Origin of the sequence: Chryseobacterium sp. Marseille-Q3244, assembly GCF_940807095.1 — a bacterium.
Lineage (GTDB): Bacteria > Bacteroidota > Bacteroidia > Flavobacteriales > Weeksellaceae > Chryseobacterium.
Map to the genome: position 1 here is coordinate 41561 of NZ_CALNWX010000016.1, position 14496 is coordinate 56056.

Genomic DNA, 14496 nt, shown 5'->3' on the forward strand with positions numbered 1-14496 from the left:
AAAATAGAATTATTTCGTTGAGAATAAAATTTTTAAAGAAAGGATTACTATTAAATTATGGTGATGATGAAAAAAAACACTTTTTGTGGACATGAAAGTACAAGCTTTACTTTTAAAAATCTGGTGATGTTGGAAAATGCAGAGGGAAGTTTTTTCCTTTCTCCATGCCTTAAGGCAACAGTATTTATTTGCGACACATATATTTGTAGCCACGAATTCACGAATGATTTTATTCGTGAATTCGTGGCATTATAACGATCTAATTGCTGAAAATTGTTGATTTTCTTGGGCCTTAAAATAGGTATAATACTATTCAAACCCTTTTTCTGTTTTCCAACAAAGAGGTTCTATCAAAAGTAAGAGATTGCTTCGTCGCAATGACAGGTTAGGCTACTATTTCAATGATGTTATTTTCAGGATCGAGAATGACGCTTTCATAATATCCATCACCTGTTGTCCTGGGTTCACCAGCAATGGTATAACCGTCTTTTCTTAAGGTTTCTGTAAGCTCATTTACTTTTTCTTTGCTTCCTGCGGAGAACGCCAAATGAATGATTCCAAACTGTTGGGATTCATAGGAGTTTTCACTTGCTGAAAGATCCGGCCTGGTCATAATTTCAAGACGGCACCCATTCTCAAAACTGAGAAAATAAGATTGAAATTTTTTGACCGGATTACAATATTTTTCATTGGAAACCGCTTCAAAATATTTTTCATAAAATGCTCTGGTCTTTTCAAGGTCTTTTACCCAAACAGCAATATGTTCTATTTTCATTTTTTTAATTTTAATATGATTACTCTCGCAAAAGTAAGCTGAACAGCCTGGCTATATCTGCTCTCTGTTATTCTATCTTTGTTCTGTATTTACCTGTTTTATTTTTTCATTTCAAGGTGTGCATTTTTTTAAAACAGACTAAAAAATAAAAACACTAAGACTTGTGTTCGAAAGCAATAAACAAAACACTTATATACAAATATTTACCTATTACATTCTTATAAAACACCTGTCTCATTTCAATTCTCATAATGATGAGGTCAATATAAAAGTTATTATCTTTGTGCTATTCAAAATTAAATTATGAGTATTCACATCAGTGCTAAAAAAGGAGAAATTGCTAAAGTAGTATTGCAGCCGGGGGATCCGCTTCGTGCACAGTATATTGCTGAAAATTATTTAGAAAATGCAAAACTGGTAAGCAAAACCAGAGGTATCTTTTATTATACAGGTCTTTACAAAGGTAAAGAAATCACTGTAGGAGCTAGTGGAATGGGATTCCCAAGTATCGGGATCTATTCTTTTGAGTTATTTACAGAATATGAGGTAGACACGATCATCAGAATCGGAACTTGTGGAGCTTACAATACAGACCTTAAGCTTTTTGATATTTTAAATATTGAAAATGCTGCCAGCGAAAGTACCTATGCTAAATATGCATGGGGAATTGAAGGAGACATCCTTCCTCACCAAGGAAATATCTTCAATACAATCAATGAAACTTCTAAAGAGTTATCTATAGATGCTAAAGCGATCAATATCCACAGTAGTGATATTTTCTACAGAAAAGATCCAAACACTCCTGAAATTGCTACAAGATATAACTGTCCTGCTGTAGAAATGGAAGCTTTCGGATTGTTTGCAAATGCTCAGCACTTAGGTAAAAATGCAGCTACGATTCTTACCGTAACTGATATTATCCCAACTCATGAGAAAATTTCTGCTGACGAAAGAGAAACTGCCTTGAAGCCAATGATGGAATTAGCACTGGAGTCTGCAATCAAGAGTTTATAAGAAAAGGATAAAAGGCAAATTTGCTGGTCACCCTTTCAACACTATAATTAAAAAGAGCTTTACTGAATCAGTAGAGCTCTTTTTTATAGTCTGAAAAATTTTCTGGCAGTTTCTGTAGTTTCATCTGCTACTTCAGCAATGCTGATCTTCTTCAAATGGGCAATAGTTTGCGCCACATAGGGCAAAAAGGAGGGTTCATTTCTTCTGTTCTGCATCCTTGGCATATTCTTCGGAAGCATGAATGGTGCATCGGTTTCAATCATCATTCTGTCCAGAGGAACATAACGAATCACCTCTTCCAAATGTTTAAATCTTTTCTCATCACTGATGGCTCCGGTAAATCCCAGATAAAATCCTTTGTCCAGATAAGTTTTGGCTTCATCAAGTGTTCCTGTAAAGCAGTGCACCACAGCTTTCGGTAATTGAGAAAGATAATCATCCGTAATTTCATTAAATCTTTTAAAGGCTGATCTTTCATGAAGAAAAAGAGGTTTATCAACTTCTATTGCCAGTTCCAATTGAGCTTTATAGCACTTTTCCTGCATGGGCCTTGGTGAAAAATCGCGGTCGAAATCTAATCCGCACTCACCTACTGAAATCACATGATCCTGCTTTAACAGCTTTCTAAGTTCATTCATGCTTTCATGATTAAAAGACTTTGCATCATGGGGATGAATTCCTGCTGTTGAAAATAAAATATCAGGATATTCCTCTGCAATTTCTGAAGATTCTTTGCTTCCACGGACGCTTGTTCCGGTGAGGATCATATAATCTACTCCGTTATCCAAAGCTCTGTTAATGATTTCTTCTTGTTCGTTGTAGAACTGTTTATTGGTCAGGTTAATGCCAATATCAATGTATGTATTCATTGGTTAAAAATTTTTGTTTTACTTTTTTATCTATCTTCCAAGGTTACTTATTTTTTTTAGAAAAATGCACGGCAAAATTATTTATAAGAAACGCAATCTTTTTGCGTAGTAAAAAGATGAGTTGGAAATTGGGAGATAGAAATTACAAAAATTTATAGTGGACCTCTATTTTTTAATGTGGTTATTAGAAGTTACGAGACAAAAATAACTTCCAGCTTTTTTATTCATTGATGAATTTTTCAAGAAATCCAATCAGTTTCTTTCCTCCATGACTCCAACGAATTCCGTGGCCTTCTTTTTCCCTTATTTCAAAGACAAATTCGTGCTTATAGTGAAAGAAAACATTCCACCAGGTGTTATTTTCAAGGATATAGTGAATTTTCTTCATTACTTTTTCCTGTTTTTGCTGGTTATTTCCTTTCACTTCACCCCAAAAATCATCGTCCATTCTTCCGGTATGTTTTTCCCAGGCACGCTGGGCAATAGTAATTTCTTCATTAAAAGGTTCCTGGCAGGCTTCGATCAAAATAGAAGTCAGTGGTGGAACAGCATTTTCGTCCCGAATACTTGCAGAAGTCAGTCTTTGTCCCAAAACAATAAGCCAGTTTTCAAATGGAATACCTTCCAACTGTTTTGCTTTATCCTCATCCGTATTGTTATTCTTAATAATATTGATAAATTGGTTAAAAATATCTTCCCTATTTATCTCAATTTCTTCATTAAAATAAGGGAGATTCCACTCCAACTTCTTATCCTGAAATTTCTGAATATTATCGGACAAACTTTTTAAATGCTCTTCTGCTAAAATAGCCTGATATTTTTCCTTCCAGTCCTCTGAAATCCATACCATATATTGTTCGAACTTATTCATCATAACATTGTATCAGATTAACGAACAGACTTTCTTCTTTAATGAGATAACCAATAAGATTAAACCATTCTTTACAGTGATCCAGAATCCAGGCATCTGAGGAAATAATGATTCCGGAACTCTCTGCCAGAAATTTATCCGGGCTGTATTGTAGTTCAACTTCCCAGTTAAGTTGATTTTCAACAGCAAAGTCAAGAACGATCTGCTTAATTCTTCCACTATTGGAAACCGGCTGATCAAAAATCCAGTCCAATTTCTGAACCTGAGCTTTTTGAAAAAATGCAGCCACAAGTCCTATTGCTCTTTCTGTTTGATTTACCCGTTTATATGTTCCATGCACTCCGGAAAGATCCCGAAAACAACCATCCACCCCTTCAAAAATATAGGCTTCCGACAACAGACTTTCCAACAGAATCAATACATTGAAGCCATCAAGATATACGGTTTTATCTTTCAGATCTGAAAGATTCAATTGTTTTAGTCTTCTGTTATGAATTTGTCCATCAGATGCTGAAGCTCCACGAATCACCTGTATCTGTCGTGTTTTTAATCTATATCTGTTTCCTACAAGGTCAGATGCGGCTTTTTCCGCATACCCTCTTGTCAAAAGATACTGCATATCCTGAACTGCCAGCTTCAGCTTGCTGATCTGCTTTTCTGAACCGAACAGAGTGTCATCACCTGTGTTTTTTCCGCGGTTTCTGTTATTCATACTCAAAAATAGAATTTTTAAAGGTAAATCTCTACAGATTTTGCTGATCACGCAGCTCTTTCTACAACCATATGTAAAACCTGTGGGATCTGTGGGAGATAAAATTTAAAGTGGCTCTATACAATTTTACATCACTGTCATTGACTACGTCGAATCTTCGATTTCTGACGAAGGAAGAATCTCATAATATCGCTTAGATTCTTCATTTCACTTCTGAACTACGTTCGCAGACCTTCAGCCTGTATTCAGAATGACGGAGTCATAGTAATAAGATAACCGCATTAGTGTAAAATTGTATATAATTACCAAATTTAAAATATATTTTCTGACACTTAAGTTATTTGAAGCATAAGCATTGTGAGAAAATCTGATGGCCCCTGAAGCCTATATTCTTCATGATGCCTTAACAGGTTATCTCAACGATTAATCAGCGGAACAGATCAGAAGCCGGGCGGCACTAGCCTATTCAAAATACCAAAAATGCAGCATCAAAGCAGCAAGAAACTTATTGGTGACAGGCTGGTAATTTCAATCAATTCAACACTTTATCGGTTATATTTTTTACAACAAAAGAGATATTTCATACAAAGATTTTGATAGGTAATAAGGATAAGTTTGCAAAGACTTAAAAATACCCTTATGAATACACTGAAAAAATTATGTTATCTGTCTGCAGCGATATTTTTATCTGCTTCTTTCGTTTCATGTTCAAGCGATGATAACGAAATTGTTATTGAACAACAGACTCCCTCACAAGTTCTATCTTCTACTCCCTGGGAAACGACAGGAGCTAAGGATAAAAACGGTAGTAACGTAGCATTAACAGACGCCAGCGTAGTTGGTTATGTAGGATTTGCTTACTTTAAAGCGGACGGAAACTTTGCTATTTACAGTTTGACTGATGTTTTGAGATCAAGGGGAACATGGTCTGTAGATGCTCAGGGGAAAACGAGAACCATTACAGCGTTAAACCCGGATGCAACAACCATTTTCACACGTGATGTTGAAATTCTTGTTTTAAACAGAAATGAATTTACATACAGAATCCGCCCTAATGCTGCCGATCTATCTGTATATTATGACATCATTCATACGAGAACTCCTCATGCTGAACCTAAAAACGGACAACTTACATTAGCTTCTACCCCATGGAAGACTACAGGTGCTAAAGATAACAGTGGAGCCAATGTAGCTTTAGATAATTCCGCGGTGGCTGGTTATGTAGGATATTCTTACTTCAAAGCCAACGGAACTTTTAAAATTTTTGGATTAAATGATGTCTTAAGATCTCAGGGAACATGGTCAATTTCTCCTGATGGGAAGACAAGAACACTTGTTGCTTTAGATGCTAACGGTAATGTGCTTTTCACCCGTACTGTAGAAATTCTTGTGTTGAACGAAACTACGTTTACTTACAGAATTACTCCTGATGCAAACACACCAACTGTATTTTATGATATCATTCATACAAATGATCCTGCTCACAAAGAACCTCAATAGTGTTTTATTATAAGAAAAACCTGCTCGATATGGGCAGGTTTTAATTTTATGGAGTAAGCAATTTTCATTTTGAATAGAGATACTTCATTCAGTATGACAGTAGCTTTTTATTTACATTCAGATAAGGTATTGGTTATTACCAGTATTCTTCCCACCATTTTTTCCAGGTTACATTGCCCAACTGATCCAGATCTACTTTTTCACCGATAACAGGTAAGGTAATTGGCTGATTGTTATCTTCTGCATTTTTAGCGGCCAGCTCTACCGGCTCAAACCATGCATGCTGAGACAGCTTGAACTTTGAATGATGTACCGGCATAAAGTTTTTTGCTTTCAGTTCTTTAACTTCTCCTATAAGCTGATCCGGCAATGTATGAATATAGGGCCATTTTTCGTTGTATTGTCCGCATTCCATCACTGCAAGGTCAAATGGGCCATACTTTTCACCAATTTCAGCAAAATGATTTCCATAACCACTATCACCTCCTAAAAACAGGTTTTTGGTTGGAGTCTTTAAAACAAATGAAGTCCAGAGAGAGATATTTCTATTCAACAATCTGCCGGAAAAATGTCTTGCCGGAGTAAGGGTAATTCTGAATCCACTGGCAAGATCTATGCTTTCCCACCAGTTTTTTTCAATAATCTTCCCCGGTTCCCAACCCCAGTATTCAAAATGCTGGCCTGTTCCTAATCCACAGATTACTTTTCCTACTTTATCTTTTAATTCCTGTACGGTTTTATAATCCAGATGATCCCAATGATCGTGGGAAATCAACAAAAAGTCGATATTCGGCATATGTTCCGGTTTATAATAATCTGCTCCTTGAAATGCTTTTATAGATCCGGGCATTGGTGAGGCATTTCCACTGAAAACAGGGTCTACCAGGATTTTTTTTCCATCCACTTGTATAAAATACGAGCTATGTCCAAACCATACCAAAACGTTTTCTTCCGGGGGAAGGTTTTTCAAATCTGTGACAACAAATGGAAGGGCAGATTTTGGGGAAGTATTTTCTATTTTACACAAACTGTTAAGGAGGGCTTTTGTCATACTTTCTCCTTCTAATAAAGCCGGAGTAATAAGTATATTCTGAAATTTCCCGTTGAGGTAATTGGGAAGTGTACTGAAGTATTCCTTTCTTTTTTCATCAGGAAACTGTCCGAGCTGTTTTACTAAATTCATTTCCTTATTTTTTACATTCTCAGCCTTTCTTCTTCAAGATCCAGCCTTGTTAAATAATGTCTTATATATTCTTCGTCAATATTCGGATTCTGTCTGTTTTCTTCCCGAAGCCAGATGCGCTGTTGTTCCAGAGTTTCGAAATAAATTTCCTTGGCTTCATCCGACAGTTTATGGGTGGAACCTTCTTTATCTTCCTGCTCCCAGCGATCCATCAGCTTATTAAAGTATTCATTTTCATTTCTTCGCTCTTTATAATTTTCATCAAGGTATCTGAAAGCAACCCTACGCATTCCTTTTCTTAAATAATGTTCAGATTCTTCTTCGGACAGGTATCCACGTCCGATGTCAGATAAATTAAGTTTTTTAATCAATGCAGGTAATGTAAGCCCTTGAATAATAAGGGTAGCCAAAATTACAATAAAAGTAATAAAGAGTATAAGATCACGATGGGGAAAAGGCTGCCCGTTTTCCATCACGACAGGAATGGATAAAGCGGCGGCTAATGAAACTACCCCACGCATTCCGGTCCAGCTCATCAATATGGGAGCTTTCGTCCCTGGATCTCTATCGGCTACATTGATAAAATTACGCATAATTAATGTTACGAAAACCGCTCCAAAAGAAGCTAAAAATCGTACAATTATCAGTACTGCTGTGATTAATAACCCATAACCAATCGCATTAGAAAGACTTATTCCTTCTTTATCCAACCCTACCATAATTTCCGGAAGATCCAGCCCTATTAATAAAAACACAATCCCATTAATCAGGAATACGAAACTTTCCCATACATTGGAACCCTTCAGCCTTGATTCTGAGGTTCTAAAGATTTCATGTCTTCTGATCGAAAGAAACAATCCGCCGCTCACCACGGCCAATACTCCGGATGAATGCACTTCCTCAGCGGCAATATACATTACATAGGGAGCTACCAGACTAAGAATAGCATCCATGTTTACATCTGTAGGAAATATTTTTTCGATTTTGAGAAAAATAACTGCCAGTACAACCCCTATTCCTAGACCCCCGAAAACCATCCATCCAAAGCTTACCACTGCATCCTGCCAGATAAACTGCCCGGTTGCGACAGCTACCATCGCAAATCTAAAAATAATAAGGGAGGAAGCATCATTGAATAAGCTTTCCCCTTCCAAAACGGTAGATAGATTTTTAGGAACTTTTACAAACTTTAAAATAGCTCCTGCACTCACCGCATCCGGTGGAGAAACAATTCCTCCCAGTACAAAACCTAATGCTAATGAAAACCCGGGAATATAGAAATTGGCAACAAAAGCCACTGATATAGCTGTAAGAAACACTACAATAAAAGCAAAGCTGGTGATGATCCGCCTCATTTTCCAGATTTCTTTCCATGAAACGGCAAATGCCGCTTCGTATAATAATGGTGGTAAAAAAATGATAAATATAAGTTCCGGATCTATTTTTATGGGTGGTAATCCAGGAATAAAACTTATCAAAAGACCAGCAATTACCAATATTATAGGATATGCTATTCTTAAGCGATTGGCCAGCATAATGGACCCAATAATGACCAGAACCAGTCCGAGATAATAAATGAAATTCTCCACCATTTGTTTTTCAATTAATTGTGTGAATCTAATTTATATAAATTTTGATAAATATGATTTGTTTTTTATCTAGTTTTCAATTCCAGTAGAAACTAATTTTCAAGTATATTGCTTAAGAATGCATTTTTTTCATCCGGTATTACCATTTTATTGTAAATAAATACAGCCATACATTCTTGTATGGCTGTATTTATCAGGTTTCTTAGGCTAATTTTTCCAAAAAGAATGCTACCAACTGATCAACGGCTTCATTAACATAATTTTCTCTATCATATAAAGACATATGATTGGCTCCTTCAATAGTATATTTTCTTTTGTCTGTAGAGGCAGCACGTTCAAGCAGATCATCACTCATCCAGGCACTTCCTGCTATACTTCCCACTACTGCAAGCAGCGGCTGCGTAAAGAAAACCTCTGCTTTATTATAGGCATCATAAGAAGTAAGCTGTGTCAGACTTCTGGTTGTAGAAAAACCTGGTGCTGTAGGATATTGACAACGATCTGTATGATAATATTCCCAGGCTTCTCTTAATTCTTCATTGGGTGCATCTTCTTCTCTCGTTGGAGCTAACGGAATCGTCTGGATTTCTGTACTCCCGACATCTGCTGTTCTTGCGTTAGAGCCAGCTATTAAGTAAGGTAGTGCGTCGGCATCTTTTACATTGTTTTCCCATCCGTTTCTGAACATCGATCCAATATTTACTGCGCTTATCATTCCTACCGCTTTAATTCTATGATCGTTGATAGCTGCATTGGCTGTATATCCTGCTCCTGCACAGATTCCCATAGCTCCGATCTTATCAGCATCTACATAAGATAAGGTTGTAAGGTAATCAATTACTGCACTTATGTCTTCTGTTCTGATATAAGGATTTTCCAATTGGCGTGGTTCTCCTGTACTTTCTCCCTGATAAGAAGCATCATACGCAATAGTTATCAATCCATATTCAGCTAATTTTTTAGCATATAGACCTGCGGTCTGCTCTTTTACTCCGCCGCCCGGATGAGACACTACGACTGCCGGGTATTTTTTGTTCTGATCAAACCCTTCAGGGAAATTGATGATTGCTGACAGGATAATTTCCTGGGCGTTTGTGTTTTTGATACTGATCTTTTCCTGTGACATGACTTTGTATTTTATTTGTTATTATTTATTTTGATGAAAGCTGGAAGAACAAAAGAGTATCCTATTTTTTGATTACTTTTTTTCAGCTCTATTCTTCTTTCATTTTGATAAATCAAAGGTAGAAAGGGACCCGCTCTTGAGACGGAGACACATTACCTGAAAACAGATACATTTTACCTTTTTGTATTTTTGGGTACTTCTATAGTAAATTTTGGCTAGAGCCGGATGATGTTTTTGGGTATTTTCAGACCTGCTAAAGTTTTATCTCCCGCAAATCGCACAGATTTCGCAGATGATTGCGGATATGAAAATCATAGGTTTTCAAAAACTTGCGTGTACTTCTTCTCCACAAAGCTTTTAACTTAAAATCCCTTAAGTGTTTAAATCTTTTGTGACTTTTGTGGTTAGGCACAATCCTTATTAGATTGCAGAATTTTATTTCCCACAGATTGCTCAGATTTACACAGATGTTTGTAGATATTATTGAAAACAAAACACCGGTTTAGAATTAATATTACTCATCATTTATTACGCATTACGCATACATTAGCCCGGATAGTAACGGTTACCCCGCAGCTAAACTGGAAAGCTGGGGAGGTAAGCCTGGGATGCGCTGGCGCGAGGAGTATGAGTGAATAGCCGGAAAAGCTCCTGAAAAAGCAAAAGACAACTCGCGGAGCTGCCTTTTATTATATTGTTCAAACTGTTTACTGATTCCTGAAAACTTTTGGGGAAAGGCCTGTTTTCTTACGAAAGAACCGTGCAAAATAATTGGGATAATCGAACCCGAGGCTGTAGGATATTTCACTTACAGAAAGGCTTGTATTCTTGAGTTTATCTTTTGCCAGCTTTACAACGTAATCATGAATATGATCCAATGGTGATTTGCCTGTAAAGTGCTTGATGAGGTCTCCGAAATAATTAGGAGAAAGGTTACTTTTTTGTGCAAAATAAGCAACAGAAGGGAGTCCGGCGAGATTCTCATTATCGATGAAATAATGATCCAGGTTTTTATAAAACTCATCGATTACCCTGTGGTAAATCTCACTGCGGGTATCAAACTGACGGTCATAAAAATCTTTAACGTAAGTAAGAATCAGGTTGACATAAGAAATGATAACCTTTTTTGAATAATATTCTTTCTGAAATTCGTGGTTTGCTTTTCTGAAGAGATCCCACAAAATACTTTCTTCTTCTTTAGTGAGGAAAAGAGCTTCATGATTGTTATAATGTACAAAGCTATAATCTTTGGCATATTTCTCAAGATATTTAGCCCCCATCATAATACATAACCCTGAAAATGGTGGAGCAATCTCCCACTCCAACGTATTTTGCGGACAATCCACATACATATAGGAAGAGTCTGACTGATCTTCCAGAAGCTGGTGAGGAACAAACTTAACTTCCATCGGTGGTTTGATAGCCAAAAGATAAAAATCAATGGTTACCGGCTCAGATTTTAGCCTGATATCATTCTGCGTCTCAAAATCTACGATGTGAAGATCATCACTTTTCAGATTGCCAACATTCAGGTATTGGCAGAATCCGGGGATATTTAATATTTTTATACTCATTGTACAGGCTTTCAATAATGGGTAAAATTAAATATTTTGAACAGTGTCCTTATGATACATATTCAGGAAAAACGGATACATTTTACGGTTGGTCTTTCTACATTTTTACAACCAAGAGCATTAATCCTAAACTCAGCAATACTATAATACCGGCTATGATAGCAGCTTCGCCTACATGCTTCAGATATCTTTTTCCGTCAAATGTGAATTTTTCGGGATGGATACTGAATTCCTTAAAAACAAACGGATCTATTTTCAAATCTGGCCTGAAGCGAACAATTCCTTCTATGAACCTGGCACGTAGAGCTCTTCCATTTTTGATATAATGAGTACTTCCAATGTCTGTTCCGTCAAATACAACTTTAGTTTCATTACGATTGATTCCTACAGTGAGTATCCATGTTTTTCTTTTCATTGTCAGGTAAACCTCATAATCATCTGAACGAAGGAACGTTCCTAACTGATTGTAAAGAATAGCATCTATGCTTCCGTTTTTTTTATAAAAATGAATGCCTTTATCATCTACCATAATTTTTGTTACGGATATACCTTTTGATTTTTTCACATAACGAAAAAACCGATACATACCTATAACCCAAACAGGATAATATAATACAGCTACTACAACAAATACCTTTATATTCCCCGAAACCAAAAAAGGAAACACAGCAAGTACTGTAAACATAAACAACAACACTGATCCAAAGAAAATATTCATCAGCCATGTGATTACCCAGCTAGGTTTGGAGGCTAATGGTAAAAATTCTTTTCTAAAATCTTCTTGCATCTGTTCAAGATACGGAAAAAAATGATAATAAAAAAAGCCATAGGATTGCCTATAGCTTTGTACAAAATTGAAAATAAGATATGTTCTTTGAAACTATGAAATTGTATGTGTTTTTTCTGTAGTAACATTATAGAGGTCGGAAATCACATTATCTACAAACCTCCATTCTGCTACTGAATTTCCTGAAGTAAATTTAACATGCAGATACCCCCTTTTGTAAAGATTCGCATACTCCAGATCGTCGATCAGTAATGAAAATGCCTGAGCTAATGCGATTGCCTGACCAGGATCTGATGTAATTCCGAGATAGCCTTCAAGGCCTGGTGAAGAAACGGAACTGCAGGCTAATTCGGTTCCGATAACCTTCCCTTGTGCATTAGTCAATGTCCCTAACCAAGCGTTATGCGTATCCCCTGCCAACACAACAACATTTTTACCCGCAAGCATAGAATACAGCTGTTCTCTTTCCATGAAATATCCGTCCCAGGCATCCAGGTTATAAGGTAAAGTGGTGGTTATCCTTGCTATTTCTTGTGGAGTAAGCGTGGGATCCTGAGCTTTGTATCTGCCTTTTATGACCATCAGTTGGGCAATGGTATTCTGAAGTGCCTGCATCGTAGCCGGTTGTGCGCTTCCGTACTGTTTTATTTCTGCTAAAATCTTATTCAATAGCATCAATAGTTCTGCAGGAACCATCATTTTGGTCATCAGGATTTGCTGTCCCAATACCTTCCATTTTGTAGAATCAGAATTGATCTGGGAGCCTAACCATGCCATTTGCTCGCTTCCGATCAGTTTTCTGTTTGGATTTAAAAAATCTGTTTTAAACTTCAACTGATCGAAGTTTCCTGCATTATCCAGATAATCTGAATACTCTAGTTGCTTATCTCTTGCAATCACTCTGGTATCCATCATATAAAGGGAAACAATATTTCCGAAGGTAAAGCTTCTGTAGATTTTCAGATCTTTCCCTGTTTTAAGCGGAATATATTCACTGTAAGCCTGAAATGCTGCCATTTTTCTAACCTGAAAATCACCTTCGTTAGGCTGATGATTCTCTGCTCCGCCTTTATAGGTATCGTTTGCAAATTCGTGGTCGTCCCATACACAAATAAAAGGTTTTTTCTGATGGGCCAGCTGAAGGTTTTTATCACTTCTGTATTGTCTGTATCTTTCTCTGTAATCGTTCAGGTTCAGGATTTCTTTCGCAGGCTTATGAGCTCTTCCAAGCTGGTTGGTATATGGATTCGTTCCATATTCTCCCGGTGCATATTCGTAGATATAGTCGCCAAGGTGTACTACTACATCAGCTTCAGATTTGGCAACGGCTCCGTATACGTTGAAAAGTCCCGCAGGAAAGTTCGAACATGATACCACCGCCATTTTCACTTCACTGACGGAATCTGCCTTAGAAGGTAAGGTAATCGTTTCCCCTGTTACACTGACTTCCTTTGTTTTAAGGTTATAAAATCTATAGTAATATTTCGTATTGGATGGAATATTTTGTACATCTACCGCTACAGTAAAGTCATTAATGGTTACAGCACTAGCTTTTCCACTTCTTAAAACTTCAGAAAAATTGCTGTTTTTGCTTATTTCCCATGTAATTTCAGCATCCACTCCTACAGAATATCTTGTCCATATAATAACTCCTGTTGCGGTAGGATCAAAACTGGCTACTCCGTTATCAAAACCTGAATTTTTAAGATCATTAGGAGCCGTTCCGCCTTCGGTAAAGTCTTGATCGCTGCAACTTTCAATGAGAGGAGCAATAAAGATTCCTCCAGCTGCTAATAGTGAATTCTTAAGAAACCTTCTTCTGTTAAGCAGATTGTTATTTTCCATCATTACTTTTTTCTGCAAAGCAACGGGATCTGAGGAAGAAGGCTGTTAACTGAGTTTTAATTATTCTTTATGGTTTTTTTAAACGTACGTTTGATTTCAATGTAATCTCCAAAAGAGGTTTTAGTTTTACATTCTCATTAATAAAACATTTTCCATTACAAAAATATAATCGGCATACTGTTCATTTCTATTCTTACTCAAATCTGTATAATTCTTTTTAATAAAAAACACCCACATCAAAGCTATCATCAACCCAAACAAAAACAATAATTTTATGATTGACATCAATGCTTCAAAATTCTCTGTAGAAAAGTCAGATTTACTATATAGTCCCATGAAAAAACCAAGAAAAAGTATTATGAAATTTTTACCGAAAAAGCTTACAATATTTTGAATATCCATGAATATTTCATTTTTATCCGTTTTGATTTTTTCTTTTGCCATACTTATTCTTTTCACAATAATATCATTACTGATATCCTCATAGAGTTTACCCACCTCTCTGATTCTTATTCCATCATGTTCAGTAACTTTCCATTTATAAGATGATTTTGAAAAAGGTAAATTATTCATTTTTAATTCACTATTAGCCTGTTTAGCTTTCACAAGAATAATGTAATAAAAGAAAACCAAAAAGCTGGGTATTGCTAA

14 protein-coding genes are annotated in these 14496 nt (G+C 36.4%); 3 read left to right on the plus strand and 11 right to left on the minus strand.

Annotated features, from left to right (window positions below):
* The first annotated feature begins 63 nt into the window (after window positions 1-63).
* Window positions 64-255: a hypothetical protein gene (locus tag NBX25_RS20665; protein WP_250255256.1), complete on the plus strand. Its 192-nt coding sequence runs from the start codon at window positions 64-66 to the stop codon at window positions 253-255.
* A gap of 130 nt (window positions 256-385) precedes the next feature.
* Here NBX25_RS20665 and NBX25_RS20670 read toward each other — a convergent pair whose 3' ends face one another.
* Window positions 386-775: a VOC family protein gene (locus NBX25_RS20670; RefSeq protein ID WP_250255257.1), complete on the minus strand. Its 390-nt coding sequence runs from the start codon at window positions 773-775 to the stop codon at window positions 386-388.
* Window positions 776-1078: 303 nt separating this feature from the next.
* On the opposite strand from NBX25_RS20670, the gene deoD reads away from it, so the two are divergent.
* Window positions 1079-1789: a purine-nucleoside phosphorylase gene (gene deoD / locus NBX25_RS20675; RefSeq protein ID WP_123908932.1), complete on the plus strand. Its 711-nt coding sequence runs from the start codon at window positions 1079-1081 to the stop codon at window positions 1787-1789.
* Between the two features lie 83 nt (window positions 1790-1872).
* Here the strand turns inward: deoD and NBX25_RS20680 are convergent, their stop codons facing one another.
* The 3 genes from NBX25_RS20680 to NBX25_RS20690 form a co-directional block, all read right to left on the minus strand.
* Window positions 1873-2658, minus strand: coding sequence for a TatD family hydrolase (locus tag NBX25_RS20680; protein ID WP_250255258.1), 786 nt, complete (start codon window positions 2656-2658; stop codon window positions 1873-1875).
* 220 nt (window positions 2659-2878) lie between these two features.
* Window positions 2879-3532, minus strand: a complete 654-nt coding sequence (locus tag NBX25_RS20685; RefSeq protein WP_250255259.1) for a tRNase toxin domain-containing protein — start codon at window positions 3530-3532, stop codon at window positions 2879-2881.
* Window positions 3522-4241 (minus strand): DUF434 domain-containing protein, encoded by a 720-nt coding sequence (locus NBX25_RS20690; RefSeq protein WP_123908934.1) that lies wholly within the window; start codon window positions 4239-4241, stop codon window positions 3522-3524. Before NBX25_RS20690 ends, NBX25_RS20685 begins: the two co-directional genes overlap by 11 nt.
* Before the next feature lie 639 nt (window positions 4242-4880).
* Between NBX25_RS20690 and NBX25_RS20695 the strand changes: the two genes are divergently transcribed.
* On the plus strand, window positions 4881-5741 hold the full coding sequence (locus tag NBX25_RS20695) for a DUF4822 domain-containing protein (protein WP_250255260.1): 861 nt from the start codon (window positions 4881-4883) through the stop codon (window positions 5739-5741).
* Window positions 5742-5877: 136 nt separating this feature from the next.
* Here the strand turns inward: NBX25_RS20695 and NBX25_RS20700 are convergent, their stop codons facing one another.
* From NBX25_RS20700 to NBX25_RS20730, 7 genes are all read right to left on the minus strand, one after another.
* Window positions 5878-6924, minus strand: a complete 1047-nt coding sequence (locus NBX25_RS20700; RefSeq protein ID WP_250255261.1) for an MBL fold metallo-hydrolase — start codon at window positions 6922-6924, stop codon at window positions 5878-5880.
* Window positions 6925-6935: 11 nt separating this feature from the next.
* Window positions 6936-8516 carry a Na+/H+ antiporter gene (locus tag NBX25_RS20705; protein WP_250255262.1) on the minus strand — a complete coding sequence of 527 codons (1581 nt, stop codon included), beginning with the start codon at window positions 8514-8516 and terminating at the stop codon, window positions 6936-6938.
* Between the two features lie 199 nt (window positions 8517-8715).
* A complete protein-coding gene (locus NBX25_RS20710) occupies window positions 8716-9639 on the minus strand; it encodes an alpha/beta hydrolase (protein ID WP_123908937.1) in 924 nt (307 codons plus the stop codon).
* A gap of 707 nt (window positions 9640-10346) precedes the next feature.
* Entirely contained in the window at window positions 10347-11213 is an 867-nt protein-coding gene (locus tag NBX25_RS20715; protein ID WP_123908938.1) for a helix-turn-helix domain-containing protein, read from the minus strand.
* A gap of 97 nt (window positions 11214-11310) precedes the next feature.
* A complete protein-coding gene (locus tag NBX25_RS20720; RefSeq protein ID WP_250255263.1) occupies window positions 11311-12000 on the minus strand; it encodes a hypothetical protein in 690 nt (229 codons plus the stop codon).
* Between the two features lie 93 nt (window positions 12001-12093).
* Window positions 12094-13848: an alkaline phosphatase D family protein gene (locus tag NBX25_RS20725; protein WP_250255264.1), complete on the minus strand. Its 1755-nt coding sequence runs from the start codon at window positions 13846-13848 to the stop codon at window positions 12094-12096.
* Window positions 13849-13971: 123 nt separating this feature from the next.
* Window positions 13972-14451, minus strand: coding sequence for a hypothetical protein (locus tag NBX25_RS20730; RefSeq protein WP_250255265.1), 480 nt, complete (start codon window positions 14449-14451; stop codon window positions 13972-13974).
* Window positions 14452-14496: the final 45 nt, after the last annotated feature.

Excerpts from the sequence above, each read along its gene's own strand:
- NBX25_RS20720 (WP_250255263.1), bottom strand. The coding sequence starts at position 12,000 with ATGCAAGAAGATTTTAGAAAAGAATTTTTACCATTAGCCTCCAAACCT.
- NBX25_RS20665 (WP_250255256.1), top strand. The coding sequence starts at position 64 with ATGATGAAAAAAAACACTTTTTGTGGACATGAAAGTACAAGCTTTACT.
- NBX25_RS20690 (WP_123908934.1), bottom strand. The coding sequence starts at position 4,241 with ATGAATAACAGAAACCGCGGAAAAAACACAGGTGATGACACTCTGTTC.
- NBX25_RS20695 (WP_250255260.1), top strand. The coding sequence starts at position 4,881 with ATGAATACACTGAAAAAATTATGTTATCTGTCTGCAGCGATATTTTTA.
- NBX25_RS20715 (WP_123908938.1), bottom strand. The coding sequence starts at position 11,213 with ATGAGTATAAAAATATTAAATATCCCCGGATTCTGCCAATACCTGAAT.
- NBX25_RS20725 (WP_250255264.1), bottom strand. The coding sequence starts at position 13,848 with ATGATGGAAAATAACAATCTGCTTAACAGAAGAAGGTTTCTTAAGAAT.
- NBX25_RS20700 (WP_250255261.1), bottom strand. The coding sequence starts at position 6,924 with ATGAATTTAGTAAAACAGCTCGGACAGTTTCCTGATGAAAAAAGAAAG.
- deoD (WP_123908932.1), top strand. The coding sequence starts at position 1,079 with ATGAGTATTCACATCAGTGCTAAAAAAGGAGAAATTGCTAAAGTAGTA.
- NBX25_RS20670 (WP_250255257.1), bottom strand. The coding sequence starts at position 775 with ATGAAAATAGAACATATTGCTGTTTGGGTAAAAGACCTTGAAAAGACC.
- NBX25_RS20680 (WP_250255258.1), bottom strand. The coding sequence starts at position 2,658 with ATGAATACATACATTGATATTGGCATTAACCTGACCAATAAACAGTTC.
- NBX25_RS20705 (WP_250255262.1), bottom strand. The coding sequence starts at position 8,516 with ATGGTGGAGAATTTCATTTATTATCTCGGACTGGTTCTGGTCATTATT.
- NBX25_RS20710 (WP_123908937.1), bottom strand. The coding sequence starts at position 9,639 with ATGTCACAGGAAAAGATCAGTATCAAAAACACAAACGCCCAGGAAATT.
- NBX25_RS20685 (WP_250255259.1), bottom strand. The coding sequence starts at position 3,532 with ATGATGAATAAGTTCGAACAATATATGGTATGGATTTCAGAGGACTGG.